Consider the following 17,544-nt stretch of genomic DNA (forward strand, 5'->3'; position numbering starts at 1 on the left):
AACATAAAAATACTACAAGTCTTCGTAAGGCTTCAAAAAGCCTGTCCCCTTTAACTGCGCAAAAAGCCGTATTCGTTGGTCTTCTTGCGCGTTTCCGACAGCTTTAATATCAATGCCTTCCGCTTTATTCCAAAGCATCTAATGCTTCAGAAAGCCGAGCCACGGGCACGACTTTCATGCCATTAATAGCTTGTTTCGGCGCGTTCGCTTTAGGCACAATAGCTCGTTTAAAGCCATGTTTTGCCGCTTCAATAATGCGCTCTGTACCATTGGGAACCGGACGAATTTCACCGGCTAGCCCTACTTCACCGAATACAATTAAGTCTCGCGGTAACGAGCGGTTTCTGAAGCTGGAAATCATCGCCAACAATAACGCCAAGTCAGCACTGGTTTCAGAGACGCGTACACCACCCACCACGTTCACAAATACGTCTTGGTCGTTCATTTGTACATTACCGTGTCGATGAAGTACTGCTAACAGCATGGACAAACGATTTTGATCTAGGCCTACAGCTATTCGTCTTGGGTTAGACATCTGCGAATAATCCACCAGCGCTTGTATTTCCACTAGTAACGGGCGAGTGCCTTCCCATATAACCATTACACTGGACCCTGGCGTTTCGTTCTCCCCCCGACTTAAGAAAATAGCAGAAGGGTTACTTACCTCTTTCAATCCTTTCTCTGTCATGGCAAATACACCAAGCTCATTTACCGCACCAAAACGATTTTTATGACTTCGAAGGGTACGGTAGCGACCGTCACTTTCTCCTTCCAACATCATAGAGCTGTCGATACAGTGCTCGAGAACTTTCGGACCCGCTAAGTTACCGTCTTTCGTTACGTGGCCAACAATAAACATTGCAATATGATTTTGTTTAGCAAAGCGTGTTAAATAGGCTGCGCTTTCTCTTACTTGGGATACGCTGCCTGGCGCCGACTGAACATCTGACACGTGCATAACCTGAATAGAGTCGATAACCATAATTTTAGGCTTTTTCGTAAGCGCTAAATCGCAGATGGTTTCCACGTTAGTTTCGGCTAACATCATCAATTTATCGTCAGGAAGGTTTAAACGCTTGGCACGCATTGCAACCTGTTGAAGAGACTCTTCCCCTGTCACATAAAGGGCAGTTTCGCTTTTTGCCATCTGACACATCACTTGAAGCAAGAGCGTGCTTTTACCTGCGCCTGGCGACCCACCGATTAGCATAGCTGCACCAGGGACGATCCCGCCACCTAGCACTCTATCCAATTCTTTGAACGTTGAAGAAAAACGTGGAAGCGATTCTAAATCTATTGCGTTTAAGGTCTCAATTTTAGCGGCTGTTTGACCTGCATAACCTGACGTGGTTTGGCGCGCGACACTTTTAGCACTGGCAACCACAAACTCACTTATCGTGTTCCACGCTTTACACTCCGAGCACTGTCCTTGCCAACGTGGGAACTCAGCCCCGCAGTCAGAACACACATAAGCAGTTTTACGTTTTCCCATATTCCAGTTTTATCCATTGCTTAAAAAGAGTATTCTAACACTTAATAACGGTGAATTAAGCACAAACCTACGGTCATTTTTCATACAGAAACATACCCTAAAAGTATAAGAAATTAACGGGTTAATGAGTTTTGCTGATTTGCCGATAACAACTAAAATAATGATACTAAACAACAAAGTTGCGCATTCATGAGTCAAGATTTAAAGCAATACGCTGACATTATTGAACAGCTAAAGCCTATGGTTAACGAGCCTGAATTTAACCAGGTATTGCTTCAAACTGCTTCTGACGTTCCTAAAGAAAAACGCTTTCTAATTAAAATGGAAGTGAAGCGTTTAGCTAAACCTTGTATGCGCACCATTGATTTGCGCGGCCATGTTGACGGAAAGTGCAAAAAGTATGTGCACGAAGGGCGAAGCCACTACATGGATGACGTAGCCGTTGATAAGTTTGAAGAACAACTGCGCGTGTTTGGTCGATACACCTACGGTGTATACGAAGCTGTTCAAAACACTGAAAACAATTTTCGCCTAATGCGCGAAAAAGAACTCGAGCAAGAAAGAGCTGACAAAGAAAATCCAGAACTCAAAAAGCGTTCAGCGGTTTTGGAACAGTTCAAAGTACCTACAGTAAATCTTCTCGATTACAGACAACGCAATACTGAGCGCATGAACTTTGCTGTTGCGATAGAAATATTTAACGCTGAAAATCGCTCTATGCGAGGATTAAGCGTTGATATATCCCTTGAAGGTCTGCAAGTAAAACTGTCTAAAGACTCGTTTTTTGAGAAGGGTGAAACGCTCTTTATTTACTTCAGAGGGCTTGAAAACGAGTTTGCAATGGATAAGAAAAATGGCATTGCTTACAAGTTAGTAAAAATTATTACGAAAAATGACGTTAACTACTTAGCCTTACAGCGCGATAAGACTCATCCAAGCCCAGCATTCGACAAGTTCTTGGAGAGCTTTATACACGGTAACAAACGCCGTTATAAAGTGAATATGACGAACACCATTGAGGCGATAACCAGTAAAACCTGCGAACAATACTTTTCACCTCGTAGCCCCACGCTTCCCGTTTTTATCGACGTCGTCAACGAAACTTTAGTGCCACGCTATGCAATGGTAAATGAAGTAAACCGTGAAACGGTACAATACTGGCAAGACGAAGAAGAAAACTGTCGTTTGAATTTCTTGTTATCGCAAGAAAGACTGACTCGGCTACTTAATAAATCTGATGAAGTTCGTGAAATTTTTGTTTTCAGCTTCACGCACTTGCACACAGATAAAGTTTATTTTTACTCAGCTGCTTATGAAGAAGCTTCTTCAAAAAGAGGTGCTGTCACGTGTATTTTTGGGTTTTGGCTCAAGGAAGGCGAGTTGGCGAGTGTTTAAAATAACTCTGACAGACATGGAGCCAGAGCAAGCGCATATTCCGCTTTCTATTCCAGACTCTGTTGGCAATAAGGTTAAAAAGCTCAATACACCGCCTTCTGCTCGTTTGATGTCAAAGCTTAAGAACCTGCGTTATCTCGCTCATGTGACAGACGTAACCTCTGTTACAGGGCAAGAGACATATAACGAACTTAAGTTTAATCGTGACAATCTTTCACATTTGAGAGTTTTTGGTCACCCAAGAAGTCGTGCAGCCTCTAATGTTCAACTCGTACGCTTTAAATACGAAGAGCAGCGCATTGAAAGCCGCTACCAGTTAAGAACGCAAATTGAAGCAAGATTTAATGGCGACTCAACTGTACATCGTGGCATAAGCGAAGATATATCAGTTCACGGGTTGGGTCTTCGGGTAGAACTGGCAAAAGATTATAAAGGTAGCTTAGAAGGTAGAGTAGAAGTAGGGTTTCCTCGGCTTCAGGAGATAGCTAACAACTTTGACGTAATGCACCTTCAGTACGACATTATTTATCATAATGTAGAAAAAAACATCCTTCACTTGAAAACAGCCACAGGTGACGAGGGCAAAAGCGCTCGCAACTTTTTTGAAGAATTAATTAAAAAGAACAAGGCCAACCTTAAAGTAGATAGTGATGAAGAAGAAGTAGAGGGCATGGGGCAAGCGCTCCGCTGTATAAATGCAAGGAACGCCACCTCGTTATCTTTTCTTATGAGTAAAGAAGGTGTTCGCTATACACCCCAGGCTTGTATTGTTGGAAAACAAGATGAGCGCATCACTACCCTTACCACGCAATACGCAGAACGTGGAAAAGTGAACTTGGAGTTTTTATTTAGAGATAGAAAGCAAGATTCTCCTTTCGTACAAAGTGGTATTAAAGCGGTTAAGCTCGAGAATATGCCCTTACGGCAAGAGCTATTCATCTCATTCGATGCGTCTCAAAAAGAGCCGCGTATGGCGATTATCCCTCGTTATTCACACAAATTCGAAAACAATGAGCAACGCCGTGCGTTCATAAGAGAAGCTATGGTGCGCGGTCAGTTTGTCGCTATACATGTTATGTTGACCACAACTGGCAAGCCTGACTTAAGTATGCTGCAAACAGAAATTAACTACGTGACCATGTACGCCATGCATAGAGCTCGCGAGTTGGAGAAGAAAATGTGGAGTATTGCGGCCTGCTCTCACCTTGTCGACGTAACGGACGAGGTACTTATAAGATACGGCTTTGCTATGGAAGACATTACAGCAAATAAAACGCTAAAAAGTGCAGCTCAACCTAAAGCTATTGCGCGCAACGCATAGTGAAATCGCAAAGCCTACCAATTTAAATGAGCCCGTAGGTTAAAACTCATCACGGAAAGCTGTGAATCACAAGATTTTGGAAGCTTGTGGCTAGTGAAAGGTAATTTATAAAGTGAGAAGCGCTAGTTTTATTTCGCCAAAACTAGCGCTTGTATTAGTATTACAGGCTCTCGCTACTTGTCTAGAAAATACAGAAGGCTATGCAAATTGCCGATACGGATTGCGACATCCGCCTTTTCATTAACCAGAGGCTTACCGTGGCACGCGACGCCTAAGGCTGATTCAGCCATCATGACTAAGTCGTTCGCACCATCACCCATTGCAATGGTCTGACTCGATGGTATTTGCCACTTTTCAGACAGCGCTTTTACCGTGCGAGCTTTTACATCAGCATTGATAATTTCGCCTTCCACTTTCCCTGTTAAGTGCCCGTCTTTCACCGCAAGCGTGTTCGATATCGCGTAGTCTAAGCCCAACCTCGCTTTTAAATGATCGGCAAAAAAAGTGAAGCCGCCCGATGCAATAGCGAGTTTCCAATTATGCGCTTTTAAATGACTAAGCAGTGTCTGAATACCAGGCATAATAGGAATGCTGTCGCGTATTTGATTTAGGTGGTCAATGGGTACTCCCTCTAAACATGCCACCCTATGAGTCAAGCTATCGTTGAAGGCTATTTCTCCGCGCATTGCTCTTGCGGTCACTTCGGCAACTTGCTCACCAACACCAGCCAGCTTTGCTATTTCATCAATACATTCTATGGCAATAACGGTGCTATCCATATCCATGACTAGCAGTCCAGCTTTAGACAAAGACGGTCGAGAGGCTTGCAGTCCAACATCCAGGTGGTAGGCATCACTAACATCGCCAAGTAGCGACTTTACATGCTCTGGCTTTGCACTAATTACCTCCCCTCTTATCTCGATAGCGTCGTCTCCCATTTGCTGATGCAAATGATGAAACGCAGCACTCACTGGCGAGAATACGTTTTTGAGCTTGTCTAATACGCCTTTTAATAAATAAGGGGTAACAGCTTGTCCTATTACAGTAAGCGTATGCGAATACGCTATAGTATTGTGCTCACTGCTGACAATGTTCGCTAGGTGTGAAGCTAGATGAATATCATCATTATTAATTTCGATGGTGAATGTGTCTTTCATAACGCACACAGAAACTGTGGTGATTGGCAAATGATGCGCTAATGCTAACCAATTAGACTAACTAATAAAATATCCTCTTTAAAATTATTTAGATTTAACCTACTGTTAGGCAACTCATAGCATTTATGGAAATACGCATTGTTAAACGTGCTGAGCAAAGCCCCTTCCCAATCAAAAAGCACTTCTCACTCGCTGTACACGGCATTGAAAAGACTTTTTCATACGCTGATTGTAAGTACGGTGTTTGCGCTTGTGATTGTATTGATACTATTGCTTCAGCAATATCAAAGTGACTGGCTAACGGTTCAAACACGTTTTTCTGGTGAAAGCATCGCTAGGCAGTATGCTAAACTGCTTCGCCCTGCATTCGATGCTCAGCAAGCTGCTAATCGAGAGAGTGAAGCAGATTCAGGATCTACGCGTTCGAGCACTCACGCCCAACGAAACTACATTGAAAGTGTAGCCGCTGTCTTGATTAAAGAACCACATATTCTCGCTCTATCGGTATTCGATAAAGACGGAAGATACATTGCGCCTTTACCTCAAATTGATAGCGTAGTAACGATGAGCCAAGCACAAAGTGTGACGCCGCTTACCTATGTTGGGGTGATCACCGACAACGATGATAATGTACTAGGCTATGTGAACATTCATATGGATACGCAAACAATACTAGAAAGCCCACTTGCTCTGCGTTATCAACTCACCTTTATTGCGTGTATTTTAGTGTTTTTGACATTAATATTAGGCATTTATCTGACTCGAGCGTTTTATAAATCTCGCCCTTGGTTTATTCAAGCTATCGAATCAATAAAAAAGAAAGGCAATGCGTAAGCGGGTATCTGCGCTTTTCACACAAGGGCGTTCTATGCTGCATTAAACAAACGTAAATAGTTTTCTGTTGTGATGGATGTTGTTTGGTCAGGCGACACAGCGAATAGCTCATGTATAACATCAACAACATCAGTGAGATACTGAGGTTTATTAGGTATACCCTGCCTTCCGTACATGGGCATATCTGGGGCATCAGTCTCTAGCAGTATCTTATCGAAATGGTTTTCTAGCAGATAATTAAGGGTGTCTCGCGTCTTTCTTGCTCTTTCATAGGTTATGGTGCCACCTATTCCTAAGTAAAAGCCTCGCTCGATATAGGCTTTGGCTGCCTCTACACTACCCGAGAAAGCATGCACTACTCCAACACCTTGATACTTGGCTTGTTTAAGGGCTTCTAATAGCAAGTGGTGGCTTTTTCGATGGTGCAAAATAACAGGGAGCGATATTGCGTCGGCAAGTTTTAAATGGGCATGTAGCACTCTCTTTTGAAGCGTAAATGGCACATTAATATGTCCATCAATACCGGTTTCTCCCACCGCTTTTACCGACAAGTGCAGATTAGCGGCAGCGGCTTCAAGCCGTTCTAGGCTTTCAGAAATCCCTTGCTCATGTGCATCTGTGGTCGAAGCTTGACTATTCTGATTACTATCGGTCAAAAAATAGGGATGGAGACCTAGCGCGGTGTCGATGGGCAGAATACTGCCGTATTGCTCACTAAGCGCTTGGAGCGCTTCCCAAGATGGAGGGTTAATACTTGGCGCCATGATGCGAGTAACCCCAGCGGCTTTAGCACTTTCCAGAGATACATGAAGGTCTACTTTTGACGCAAGTAGGTCGAGGTGGCAATGGCTGTCAATCATGGCGTTGCTCTCTTCTCGCTATACAGTCAACTAAGCGCTGAGTATTTGGCTAGTCTTCTTGCAAGACTAGACTCCCTTCACGATCAGAGTGTTTACGGCATTAAGCGCTGTGTTGACCACAAGCCATCTTCGGTTTTGTTATACTCGAAACGGTCGTGAAGCCTATCTTCTCCGCCCTGCCAAAACTCGATTTGATGAGGCGCTATGCGAAAGCCACCCCAAAAGTCTGGTACGGGTAGTTCTTTGTTGGCAAACTTATCTTTTAGCTGCTTAAATTGAGTAAGCAAAAGCTCTCTACTGCCAATTGGCTTGCTTTGTTTAGACGCATAGGCCGCCAATTGACTGTCTTTAGGGCGAGAGAAGAAATACGCTGCATTTTCAGAAACAGAAAGCTTTTCAACGCTGCCACATACGCGAACCTGACGCTCCATAAAGAACCATGGAAAGTGACAGGATACTTTGGGATTAACCGAGAGTTCTTGTGCTTTTCGACTGCCAAGATTTGTGAAAAATACAAAGCCATTTTCACTGACATCTTTTAACAAAACGATACGTTGAGAAGGTTGGCCATTAGCGTCAACGGTGGCAACCGTCATCGCAGTAGGATCGGGTATACCAGCATCAATAGCCTCTTTCAGCCATTTATCGAACAAAATAAACGGACTTGAAGTAATATCTGCCTCACTCAAACTGCCTTTTGAGTACTGCCTGCGCATATCTGAAATTGCCATATACCGCTCCTGAACAGAGGTTATTAAGCTTATCAATGTTTTTGTAGCTTGTGCAAAACCTTTGCGCTAATGCTTTTGGCTTTGGTTTGCCTAGCGCACTTAAGAATGCAATGTTAATCAGCGTTAGAATAAAGCTTAACGCTCTAACGCCAACTACGATTTAGGTTAGAAGTTGCTGTCGTCGCCGTAGCCTAGTGAACGCAAAGCGCGCTCATCGTCGGCCCAGCCTTGTTTTACTTTAACCCAAAGCTCCAAAAACACTTTATTGTCGAACAAGTTTTCCATATCTTTACGCGCTTGCTCACCAATGGTTTTCAAATGCTTACCGCCTTTACCAATTATCATGCGTTTTTGCGTTTCGCGCTCAACCAAAATTAAGCCGCTAATACGATAAACACCATTGTCTGCCATTTTGAACTGCTCAATTTCTACCGTAGTAGAGTAAGGCAATTCATCGCCAGTGAAGCGCATCAGTTTTTCACGGATGATTTCAGCAGCCATAAAACGACTTGAACGGTCAGTGATATAGTCTTCTGGAAAGAAAAATTCACTTTTAGGTAACGACTTAGCCACTAAGCTTCTAATGTCGTCTACCATCTTACCCTGTTTAGCGCTGATAGGGATCATGTGCTCGAACGGGTGTTTTTCACCAAGCTTTTGAAGGTGAACCATAAAGTTTTCTTTATCTTCAACCTTATCCATCTTGTTTACGATAAGATAGCAAGGAAGGTTTGCTTGTTTAACCTTACTTAATACCATTTCATCTTCGGCGTTGAATCTATCGCCTTCCACGACAAACAGCACAAGGCCAACTTCAGCCAAAGAGCTTGATGCCGCGCGGTTCATATAGCGATTGATCGCGCGCTTTTCGTCTTGGTGAAGCCCCGGTGTATCAACGTAAATCGCTTGATAGTCGCCGTCAGTATCTATACCTAGAATACGGTGACGGGTGGTCTGAGGCTTACGTGAAGTAATACTTACTTTTTGACCCAGCAAACGGTTAAGTAGCGTTGACTTGCCCACATTAGGACGCCCGACTATGGCAACTAGGCCACAGCGAGTTTGAATATCTGGCATCTCTGGCAAATTTGACTCATCATGCGTTGTCATCAAGCTTCTCCAATGTTAAACGAGCAGCTTCCTGTTCTGCTTTACGACGGCTATTGCCAGACGCCACGACTGCTTTTGGTAGACTTTCTACTTTGCAGCTTACTTCGAAAGTTTGCGCATGGTCTTTACCGGAAATAGACAGCACCTCGTACGTTGGCAATGACTGCTTGCGACCTTGCAGGAATTCCTGAAGACGTGTTTTACTGTCTTTAGGGTGGGCATTAGGGTCGAGCTTGTTTATGCGAGTTTCCCACAAACGGTCGATAACGCCACGAACTTCGTCCATACCTGAATCGAGATAGATAGCACCTAAGATAGCTTCAACTGCGTCAGCTAAAATCGAGCTTCTGCGATGACCGCCACTTTTAAGCTCCCCCGGCCCCAAGTTGAGTAATTCACCCACACTGGCTTCTTTAGCGAGTTCAGCCAACGTCTCACCTTTAACCAAGGTTGAGCGCATACGGGTAAGCTTGCCTTCAGGTACTGTTGGAAAACGCTTAAACAGTGTTTCCCCCACAATCATGCCTAAAATAGCATCGCCCAAAAACTCTAAGCGTTCATTGTGTTGTTTGGCTGCACTGCGGTGAGTAAGCGCTTGCTCTAATAACGCCTCATTGGTAAATGTGTAGCCTATCGCCTTATAAAGACGACGATATTTATCAATACCCTGCATTAATGAATGCCACCTGCACGCTCAAATCGAATACCCGTTGGAACCCACGTAGGAAGAAAGTCTGAAGGGCTGCGCTCGAACTCAAAAGAAATCCAAATTGCTACGGCTTTACCAACCAAGTTTGCATCCGGGACAAACCCCCAGAAACGGCTATCGCGGCTATTATCACGGTTATCACCCAATACGAAATACTGACCTTCTGGCACTATCCACTCGTTACTTCGGGTTCCCGGTTGAGTGTAGAAGTTAACCGGTGAAATTTCGCGAACGGGGTGGCGTAGAATATCATGCTCTACTGTGCCTAAATCTTCGGTGTAACGCATAAGTTGCGCCATGTCTTGTACAAACTCACCGCGCTCTTGGAACGTTAACGGCACTGCTTTTAACTTTGGACAATTGCTACCAGATTCACACTTAGGTTTGATGTAAACCTGCTTATTTTGATAAACCACGGTATCGCCCGGTAAACCGATTACGCGCTTGATGTAATCTATTGACGGTTCTTCAGGGTATTTAAACACCACCACATCGCCGCGCTCTGGCACACCCGTTTCAATTAACTTGCTTCTGAAAACAGGGTCTTTTACGCCGTACGCAAACTTCTCAACTAAAATGAAGTCACCCACCAATAACGTAGGCATCATTGAACCTGATGGAATTTGGAAAGGCTCATATAAAAACGAGCGCAATACCAAAACGAAAGCAATAACAGGGAATATCTGTTGTGAAGTATCGACCAGATACGGCAGCTGAGGGTCTTCTCCATAGCCCGCACCCTCTGCAGTCGCAGCAGCCTTTAAGCGCGCTTTTCGCTTCGGAGCAAACACCAGGCTATCCACTAGCCAGACTAGTCCTGTTATTAAGGTGAGTGCCACCAAAATTAAGGAGAAATAATTTGCCATTATTTGCCCACCTTAAGTACTGCAAGGAACGCATCTTGCGGCAATTCAACATTACCCACTTGCTTCATTCGCTTTTTACCTTCTTTTTGCTTTTGAAGTAGCTTCTTCTTACGGCTTACGTCACCGCCGTAACATTTCGCGATTACGTTTTTGCGCAGCTGCTTCACCGTACTTCTTGCAACAATATGGTTACCGATAGCCGCCTGAATAGCGATATCGAACATCTGGCGTGGGATAAGCTCGCGAAGCTTCTCTACCAGTTCACGACCACGACCTTGTGAGTTTTCTCTGTGAGTGATGACTGCTAGTGCATCCACACGCTCACCATTAATCAAAATATCTACGCGTACCATATCTGAACTTTGGAAGCGCTTGAAGTTGTAATCAAGGGACGCAAAGCCACGGCTGGTAGATTTCAAGCGATCAAAGAAATCAAGCACTACTTCAGCCATTGGCAGTTCGTACGTTACCGCTACTTGCTTGCCGTGATATGTCATGTTGGTTTGCATACCACGCTTTTCAACGCAAAGCGTAATTACGTTACCTAAGTATTCCTGAGGAACAAGAATGTTGGCTTCAACCATAGGCTCACGAATTTCAGCGATATCATTTACTGGCGGTAGTTTAGCCGGGCTATCAACGGTAAGCGTTTCGCCCTTAGTTGTTTCTACTTCATAAATTACCGTAGGTGCTGTGGTAATAAGGCCTAGGTCATACTCACGTTCTAAACGCTCTTGGATAATTTCCATGTGCAGCATGCCAAGGAAACCAATACGGAAACCAAAACCAAGCGCAGCTGAACTTTCTGGCTCATAGAATAGTGAAGCGTCGTTCAGACTTAGTTTAGCAAGGGCATCGCGAAAGTCTTCGTAGTCATCTGAGCTTATTGGGAAAATACCGGCATAAACCTGAGGTTTAACCTTTTTAAAGCCTGGCAGCATAGCTTCAGCTGGCTCGCGAGCCAAGGTAATGGTATCACCTACTGGTGCACCTTGAATGTCTTTAATACCGGCAATGATAAAACCAACTTCACCGGCTCTCAATGTGCCTGTATCTAATGGTTTAGGCGTAAACACACCAATTTTATCTACTTGATGAGTTTGTCCGTTAGACATTATCTGGATTTTGTCTTTCTTGCTAAGCTGACCTTCAACGATTCGTACTAGTGAAACAACGCCTTGGTAGTTGTCGAACCACGAATCGATGATCAACGCTTTAAGTGGCGCTTCACGGTCGCCTTCTGGTGGTGGAATTTTATTTACGATGACTTCAAGTACGTCTTCAATACCAATACCTGTTTTCGCTGAGCAGCGCACAGCGTCAAGTGCATCAATACCGACAATATCTTCAATTTCTTCTGCAACACGATCTGGTTCAGCCTGCGGCAAGTCGATTTTGTTTAACACCGGCACCACTTCCATGTCCATCTCGATAGCGGTGTAGCAGTTTGCTAGCGTCTGTGCTTCAACACCCTGGCCGGCATCAACAACAAGTAGTGCACCTTCACAGGCTGCTAATGAACGAGATACTTCATAAGTGAAGTCAACGTGTCCTGGTGTATCGATGAAGTTAAGCTGATAGGTTTCACCGTCGCGTGCTTCGTAGTTCAGCGTCACGCTTTGCGCTTTAATGGTAATACCGCGCTCTTTTTCCAGGTCCATTGAGTCGAGAACCTGCTCGGCCATTTCGCGATCGGTTAGCCCTCCACAGTGCTGGATTAGACGGTCTGATAGCGTAGACTTACCGTGGTCAATATGGGCGATAATACTGAAGTTACGAATGTGCGATTGTTGCATAATGCTGGAAATTACCTGCAGAAAAATTCATTAAACAAAATATGCTGCTTGCCTTGCTTCAAGGCTTATACGCAGCGCGTGCGGATTTTACCCATTTCTGGCGCGAAAAGCGAATTGGCATAGCGGAAATTTTAATGCCCATAGAATGCAGAGCGTATAAATGTGGAAACTTGGCGTGACTTTTCTCTCTTGCCCAGAAATTTGAAACACGGAACGCGCTTTTTATTTTGGGGTCTACAGCGCTTTTTAAGCAAATTGGAGGGCCCAAACCTACTTATAAGCAAACACTCAAATTAGTTCAGGTCTTGTTGGCCAAACAAGACAGGTTGATATTTCGTGCGCTCAACACGGTCTAATTTGAAAGCAATGAGCTTGTAGGTCAAGAAAGTAACCAAAGCACTCGGAAATAGCGCCCATAATTCATGACTAAAACTTGTCGTGCTAAGCAGTGATACAAAGGCTGCATACGCTCCAATAAATGCAATAAGCGGTAGTAGATACAACCATGCTGATGCACTTAAAACCCCTGCTTCAGGTATGCCTACTGTAACCTGCTGACCGACCCGTACAGGCATAGGCGTGCGTAAGGACAACTGCTGTGTTTTCGGCGCAATGGCACGAGAAATAACCCCAGTACCACAATCGCTTTGGGCCTGGCATGCATTGCAGGTGGATTTAATGGCCGCTTCGACTGTTATCGTATCACCATCAACGGCAACGACTGTGGCAGTTTCTTTAATCATACTTGCTTTTTTACCGTGTTTTAGGGGGCTAAATCTCTGCTCTCTATTGTCCTGTATTCGCAACAGGTCGTAAAGACGTAGCAATTGCATTAGCGGTCTGCAGTGGAATTTCCCCCACCACCGTAACTTGTGCTTTCCCATCGGTCAGTGTTAAAAATGTGCTGACTTCGTTTCGCAAAGCTAGAGGTTCGCCCAAAGCATCTTTGGCTGGCTGTACATAAACAGATACATCCACTAGGCCATCTGAAAAAAGTTTATATTCTACGACCTGCCCTGTTAATGCTAAGCGTCGTGTATCTTGTTTTATTTCTCGCATGCCCGCTGGCAAATATGTCACATCCCACTTATGTGGTCGACTTGGCGTATTACTCAAAGCCATAGGCGCTGGTAAAGATGCTGAGTTTATTCGCGAAAAGTATTCCGCAGGTTCAGGCGATATGGCAAAAGCGGTAACTTGAATTTGCTCTAGTAACGCCCCTTGCAAATCAAGCATATTTAGCTTCAACAACATGCCAGAGGACTCATCGAGCCACAGTTGATAGCCAAACCGTGTGTTATCTCGGCTAACTATACGAATTTGCTGTGCTGAGCGCCCTGCTACTCGAGCTCTTCCAACAGCGACAAACTCATAGGCTGAACTGAGTTGTTCGGGGTGATAGAGCAATGCACTAGGTATTGGACCATTTATATGCTTTGACCGTAGGCTGTAAGGTTGAACGTCGGGTTCAAATACGCTCACTACATCATTAACACGAATAAGCTCGCGACCAGGCCCATTTTGAAGATTTAACTGCTCTAGTTCAGAACCGTCTTCCATTATTCCGTGTCGCCATAGGTAAGGAATGGTCTCTTTTCCCGCTATCGTTTGTACGAAAGACACTTGGAAATTGGCGTTGGTAATAATGTTTTGAAGTTCAGCAAGCCACTGGTTTGCCGACTGGGGCTGAGGCGTGCTCGCACCAGCGTTGCCTTCTGATATAGCCTCGCCGCCCTTAGTCGTTTGGACTTGTACAGCAGAAGAACTTGCCTCTTCGTTAGGAGAAGTAGTTTGGGCTGCCAAAGGCTGGATAGCCGCGCCCGAAATGAAAAAAAGTGCAAGGATAGAACTACAGCGCATTTTTTCCCGCCTTAAAACAAACATACCAGCAGTATATGCTGGTATGATTAAAATATGAAATGCATGTCAGTCGCAATTTACTTACGAAAGCGCACTCCAACTAAGTTTGATTAGCCTAGCGAAAACCTACGGACGCTCTGGTCCCCTTGTCTCGTTTTCACTTTCCTCTTCCTGCGCTTGCTTAAGCTTTATTTGCTGCTCATGATCAGCAATCAATGCATTAATTTTGCGCTTTTTCTCAAGCATTTCGTTCATGTCATTGCGCGGCAAAGTTCGGGTTTGTTCCAAACTCACTGGAGACAATCCGCCTTGAGGCGCAATGGTTGGCGCTGTCATAAATGGCTCAGTAGGCGCTTCTTGGTTAGTGTATTGAACACCAAAAATAACTGCCACCGCCACAGACGCAGCCACTGCGAACTGACCTGACTGCTTCGCAAAAGGAACGACACTGCCAATTAATGGAATTGACTGCCAACGCGAGCGTTTAGGTGCGACTATCGCCGGTTCATTTTCAAGCGCAGCTGCTACGCTTGCTGTGATATCCAACTGAGGGGCTACGCTTGCCTCTTTTCGCATTGCACCGCGATACACGTGGTAACGTTGCCATTTGGCTTGAAGCGCTTCATCTTGCTTAATAGCGTCGATGATTTCATTGCCTTCTATCTCACCATCCATGAATGCGGACAATTTTTCTTGCTGTTGCGTCATATATTCATTTCCAGATCAAAGTGATCGTTAACTACCCTAACACAGCTGTTAGTCATCGTGGAAAAAAGAAAGTTCATCTTTTTTTGATTTTATTTCTTTTTAATTTTCTAACAACGGTTGAATAACTTTATCAATCGCCTCACGAGCCCTAAAAATACGGGATCTTACCGTACCAACAGGACAAGACATTACGTTGGCGATTTCTTCGTAGCTCAACCCTTCAATTTCACGTAGCGTAATTGCCATACGCAAATCGTCTGGCAGTTTCTCAACCACCTTAAACAGGGTATCTTCAATTTCCTCAGATAACAGGCTACGCTCGGGTGTAGATTGCTCTTTTAATGCATCGCTACCTTCGTAGAAATCTGCTTCGTCAGCATCTACATCGCTTGCAGGCGGTTTGCGGCCTTGAGATACAAGATAGTTCTTGGCACTGTTTACCGCAATGCGATAAAGCCAAGTATAAAATGCACTGTCGCCACGAAAATTAGGTAAGGCACGGTATGCTTTAATAAACGCTTCTTGCGTTACATCAGCAACGTCACCAGTATTTTTCACATATCGCGAGACAAGATGCATCACTTTATGCTGATAACGGGTTACCAACAAGTTGAACGCATTTTTATCGCCACGCTGTACTTTTTCGACCAGTTGTTGGTCGGTTATCTGCTCGCTCATTCGAGCCATTACTCCCTACTTCAAATACACAATAGCTCTAACAAGCATGTGTGTAGACGCGCTCTTTTTACAAAAGTTCTATAAAAGCATTAAATTTTTTAAAAAATGCTTAGGTCAGCAGGCAAGAATGATTGTGTTTTGCTACTCATCCTTTAGACTTGCCGAACCTTTGCTCGTTTGAATTGATATAAAAATACATGAAATCTGTATCGTCTTCACTAACTTCCACTTCAAATGCAATAGAACACCGTTGTGATGTGTTGATTATCGGGAGTGGCGCAGCTGGATTAAGCTTGGCGCTAAAGCTTGCCGACCATTGTCAGGTTATTGTTCTTAGCAAAAGTGACCGTAACGAAGGCTCTACCCGCTATGCACAAGGCGGTATTGCTGCCGTATTCGATGAACAAGACTCCATAGACGCTCACGTAACAGACACGTTAGCAGCTGGCGCAGGGCTTTGTGAAGAGCCAGCAGTAAGGTTTACTGCAGAGCGAGCAAAAGCATCCCTTGAATGGCTTATCGGCTATGGTGTTCCCTTTGATACAGAAAAAAGCGAATCCGGAGAGGAGCGTTTTCACCTTACCCGTGAAGGTGGGCACAGCCACCGTCGTATTCTTCATGCTGCCGACGCCACAGGTGAAGCGCTTCAAATCACATTGAATGACGCTGTATCAACGCATCCGAATATTCATGTATTTGAGCGCTATAATGCGATTGATCTTATCCCTTCAAAAGAAGAGAAAAACAGCGTTGTGGGCGCCTATGTTTGGAATAGGCAACAAGAGCACGTTGAAGTAATTCGCGCGCCTTTCGTAGCCTTGGCTACCGGCGGCGGCAGCAAGGTATACCAATATACTTCGAACCCTGACGTGTCGAGCGGTGATGGCATTGCGATGGCATGGCGTGCAGGCTGTCGCGTTGCCAATATGGAATTCAATCAATTTCATCCAACCTGCTTGTTCCACCCGCAGGCACGCAATTTTTTAATCACCGAAGCGCTGCGCGGTGAAGGCGCAAACCTCTGCCACGCTGACGGCACCCGCTTTATGCACAAATTTGACGAGCGCGGCGACTTGGCGCCCCGTGATGTAGTCGCTCGGGCCATTGATTATGAAATGAAGCGATTAGGCGCTGACTGTATGTATTTAGATATCAGTCACAAGCCTGCTGATTTTATTGTTAAGCACTTCCCTAATATTTACAGAAAGTGCCGCTCTCTCGGTATAGACATTACCCGCGAGCCTATTCCAGTTGTACCGGCCGCGCATTACAGCTGTGGCGGGGTGATGACCGACTTTAATGCTAAAACCGACTTAAACAATGTATACGCAATTGGTGAAGTGGCCTATACAGGCCTACACGGCGCTAACCGTATGGCTTCAAACTCTTTACTTGAATGTGTAGTGTTCGCCAGCGCAGCTGCAGACGATATTATTAAAAATCTTCACAGGGCAGAATGTGAAGAGGCTATTGCGCCGTGGGATGAAAGCCAGGTATCAAATTCGGATGAAGAAGTTATCATTCAGCATAACTGGCACGAACTTAGACTATTTATGTGGGACTACGTGGGCATCGTGCGAACAGACAAGCGCCTTGAACGGGCCATGCGCCGCATTAAGTTGCTAGAGCAAGAGATAACTGAATATTACTCACACTTCAGAGTGAGTAATAATCTGCTAGAGCTTCGAAACTTGGTAACCGTTGCCGAGCTTATTGTAAGATGTGCAATGGAGCGAAAAGAAAGCAGGGGCTTACATTTCAATTTGGACCACCCTGAACAGTTAGGCAATCCAGTTCCAACAATTCTCACTCCAAGAAAACAACTGTCAAGGTCTGATGTAGGTTTACTAATCACCCAAGACAGCTTTGCTGGCGCCGACTAGTACATAGCGATACGTGGCTGTTAATGTAGAACTGGCGCACAAATTAAAAACGCCGGCTAAAGCGAACACATGCTGTTTTAACGCAGCACTTGCAAAAACAGTGGGAGACAAAAAAGCGCAAAAAGAGAGCATACTTGCGTGCTC

General features: G+C 44.7%; 17 protein-coding genes. 4 read left to right on the plus strand and 13 right to left on the minus strand.

All coding sequences use genetic code 11. The features are described from left to right. Window positions 1-12: 12 nt before the first annotated feature. Window positions 13-138, minus strand: coding sequence for a hypothetical protein (locus ACYX4M_RS00200; protein ID WP_476081388.1), 126 nt, complete (start codon window positions 136-138; stop codon window positions 13-15). Beyond that, window positions 125-1,492, minus strand: a complete 1,368-nt coding sequence (radA, locus tag ACYX4M_RS00205) for a DNA repair protein RadA (protein ID WP_476081389.1) — start codon at window positions 1,490-1,492, stop codon at window positions 125-127. Before radA ends, ACYX4M_RS00200 begins: the two co-directional genes overlap by 14 nt. 189 nt (window positions 1,493-1,681) lie before the next feature. Between radA and ACYX4M_RS00210 the strand changes: the two genes are divergently transcribed. Continuing rightward, complete coding sequence (locus tag ACYX4M_RS00210; protein WP_476081390.1) at window positions 1,682-2,887, plus strand: PilZ domain-containing protein; 1,206 nt, start codon at window positions 1,682-1,684, stop codon at window positions 2,885-2,887. Beyond that, a complete protein-coding gene (locus ACYX4M_RS00215) occupies window positions 2,880-4,208 on the plus strand; it encodes a hypothetical protein (RefSeq protein ID WP_476081391.1) in 1,329 nt (442 codons plus the stop codon). The genes ACYX4M_RS00210 and ACYX4M_RS00215 overlap by 8 nt, the downstream gene beginning before the upstream one ends. A 173-nt stretch (window positions 4,209-4,381) precedes the next feature. Here the strand turns inward: ACYX4M_RS00215 and serB are convergent, their stop codons facing one another. Then, window positions 4,382-5,365, minus strand: a complete 984-nt coding sequence (gene serB / locus ACYX4M_RS00220; RefSeq protein WP_476081392.1) for a phosphoserine phosphatase SerB — start codon at window positions 5,363-5,365, stop codon at window positions 4,382-4,384. A 138-nt stretch (window positions 5,366-5,503) separates the two neighbouring features. Here serB and ACYX4M_RS00225 point away from each other — a divergent pair, with 138 nt between their 5' ends. After that, on the plus strand, window positions 5,504-6,199 hold the full coding sequence (locus ACYX4M_RS00225) for a hypothetical protein (RefSeq protein ID WP_476081393.1): 696 nt from the start codon (window positions 5,504-5,506) through the stop codon (window positions 6,197-6,199). A 32-nt stretch (window positions 6,200-6,231) separates the two neighbouring features. On the opposite strand, the gene ACYX4M_RS00230 is transcribed toward ACYX4M_RS00225, so the two are convergent. The 10 genes from ACYX4M_RS00230 to rpoE all read right to left on the minus strand — a co-directional run bounded on the left by ACYX4M_RS00230 (window position 6,232) and on the right by rpoE (window position 15,517). Then, window positions 6,232-7,059 (minus strand): TatD family hydrolase, encoded by an 828-nt coding sequence (locus tag ACYX4M_RS00230; RefSeq protein ID WP_476081394.1) that lies wholly within the window; start codon window positions 7,057-7,059, stop codon window positions 6,232-6,234. A 92-nt stretch (window positions 7,060-7,151) separates the two neighbouring features. Beyond that, window positions 7,152-7,790, minus strand: a complete 639-nt coding sequence (pdxH, locus tag ACYX4M_RS00235; RefSeq protein ID WP_476081395.1) for a pyridoxamine 5'-phosphate oxidase — start codon at window positions 7,788-7,790, stop codon at window positions 7,152-7,154. Between the two features lie 165 nt (window positions 7,791-7,955). Continuing rightward, window positions 7,956-8,867, minus strand: a complete 912-nt coding sequence (era, locus tag ACYX4M_RS00240) for a GTPase Era (protein WP_476082833.1) — start codon at window positions 8,865-8,867, stop codon at window positions 7,956-7,958. 19 nt (window positions 8,868-8,886) lie between these two features. After that, entirely contained in the window at window positions 8,887-9,573 is a 687-nt protein-coding gene (gene rnc / locus ACYX4M_RS00245; protein ID WP_476081396.1) for a ribonuclease III, read from the minus strand. Beyond that, window positions 9,573-10,475, minus strand: a complete 903-nt coding sequence (gene lepB / locus ACYX4M_RS00250) for a signal peptidase I (RefSeq protein ID WP_476081397.1) — start codon at window positions 10,473-10,475, stop codon at window positions 9,573-9,575. Before lepB ends, rnc begins: the two co-directional genes overlap by 1 nt. Then, window positions 10,475-12,271: a translation elongation factor 4 gene (gene lepA, locus ACYX4M_RS00255; protein ID WP_179984001.1), complete on the minus strand. Its 1,797-nt coding sequence runs from the start codon at window positions 12,269-12,271 to the stop codon at window positions 10,475-10,477. The genes lepB and lepA overlap by 1 nt, the downstream gene beginning before the upstream one ends. 293 nt (window positions 12,272-12,564) lie before the next feature. Next, window positions 12,565-13,014: a SoxR reducing system RseC family protein gene (locus ACYX4M_RS00260; RefSeq protein WP_476081398.1), complete on the minus strand. Its 450-nt coding sequence runs from the start codon at window positions 13,012-13,014 to the stop codon at window positions 12,565-12,567. 43 nt (window positions 13,015-13,057) lie between these two features. Beyond that, entirely contained in the window at window positions 13,058-14,131 is a 1,074-nt protein-coding gene (locus ACYX4M_RS00265) for a MucB/RseB C-terminal domain-containing protein (RefSeq protein ID WP_476081399.1), read from the minus strand. A 126-nt stretch (window positions 14,132-14,257) separates the two neighbouring features. Beyond that, complete coding sequence (locus ACYX4M_RS00270) at window positions 14,258-14,839, minus strand: sigma-E factor negative regulatory protein (protein ID WP_476081400.1); 582 nt, start codon at window positions 14,837-14,839, stop codon at window positions 14,258-14,260. Between the two features lie 99 nt (window positions 14,840-14,938). Beyond that, entirely contained in the window at window positions 14,939-15,517 is a 579-nt protein-coding gene (rpoE, locus tag ACYX4M_RS00275) for an RNA polymerase sigma factor RpoE (protein WP_334059696.1), read from the minus strand. Between the two features lie 197 nt (window positions 15,518-15,714). On the opposite strand from rpoE, the gene nadB reads away from it, so the two are divergent. Next, window positions 15,715-17,400 (plus strand): L-aspartate oxidase, encoded by a 1,686-nt coding sequence (gene nadB / locus ACYX4M_RS00280; RefSeq protein WP_476081401.1) that lies wholly within the window; start codon window positions 15,715-15,717, stop codon window positions 17,398-17,400. The last annotated feature ends 144 nt before the right edge of the window (window positions 17,401-17,544 follow it).

This window comes from Alteromonas sp. ABV4_150 (genome assembly GCF_056311745.1).

Excerpts from the sequence above, each read along its gene's own strand:
- lepB (WP_476081397.1), bottom strand. The coding sequence starts at position 10,475 with ATGGCAAATTATTTCTCCTTAATTTTGGTGGCACTCACCTTAATAACA.
- rnc (WP_476081396.1), bottom strand. The coding sequence starts at position 9,573 with ATGCAGGGTATTGATAAATATCGTCGTCTTTATAAGGCGATAGGCTAC.
- ACYX4M_RS00265 (WP_476081399.1), bottom strand. The coding sequence starts at position 14,131 with ATGCGCTGTAGTTCTATCCTTGCACTTTTTTTCATTTCGGGCGCGGCT.
- ACYX4M_RS00200 (WP_476081388.1), bottom strand. The coding sequence starts at position 138 with ATGCTTTGGAATAAAGCGGAAGGCATTGATATTAAAGCTGTCGGAAAC.
- era (WP_476082833.1), bottom strand. The coding sequence starts at position 8,867 with ATGCCAGATATTCAAACTCGCTGTGGCCTAGTTGCCATAGTCGGGCGT.
- radA (WP_476081389.1), bottom strand. The coding sequence starts at position 1,492 with ATGGGAAAACGTAAAACTGCTTATGTGTGTTCTGACTGCGGGGCTGAG.
- ACYX4M_RS00230 (WP_476081394.1), bottom strand. The coding sequence starts at position 7,059 with ATGATTGACAGCCATTGCCACCTCGACCTACTTGCGTCAAAAGTAGAC.
- pdxH (WP_476081395.1), bottom strand. The coding sequence starts at position 7,790 with ATGGCAATTTCAGATATGCGCAGGCAGTACTCAAAAGGCAGTTTGAGT.
- lepA (WP_179984001.1), bottom strand. The coding sequence starts at position 12,271 with ATGCAACAATCGCACATTCGTAACTTCAGTATTATCGCCCATATTGAC.
- rpoE (WP_334059696.1), bottom strand. The coding sequence starts at position 15,517 with ATGAGCGAGCAGATAACCGACCAACAACTGGTCGAAAAAGTACAGCGT.
- ACYX4M_RS00260 (WP_476081398.1), bottom strand. The coding sequence starts at position 13,014 with ATGATTAAAGAAACTGCCACAGTCGTTGCCGTTGATGGTGATACGATA.
- ACYX4M_RS00210 (WP_476081390.1), top strand. The coding sequence starts at position 1,682 with ATGAGTCAAGATTTAAAGCAATACGCTGACATTATTGAACAGCTAAAG.
- serB (WP_476081392.1), bottom strand. The coding sequence starts at position 5,365 with ATGAAAGACACATTCACCATCGAAATTAATAATGATGATATTCATCTA.
- nadB (WP_476081401.1), top strand. The coding sequence starts at position 15,715 with ATGAAATCTGTATCGTCTTCACTAACTTCCACTTCAAATGCAATAGAA.
- ACYX4M_RS00270 (WP_476081400.1), bottom strand. The coding sequence starts at position 14,839 with ATGACGCAACAGCAAGAAAAATTGTCCGCATTCATGGATGGTGAGATA.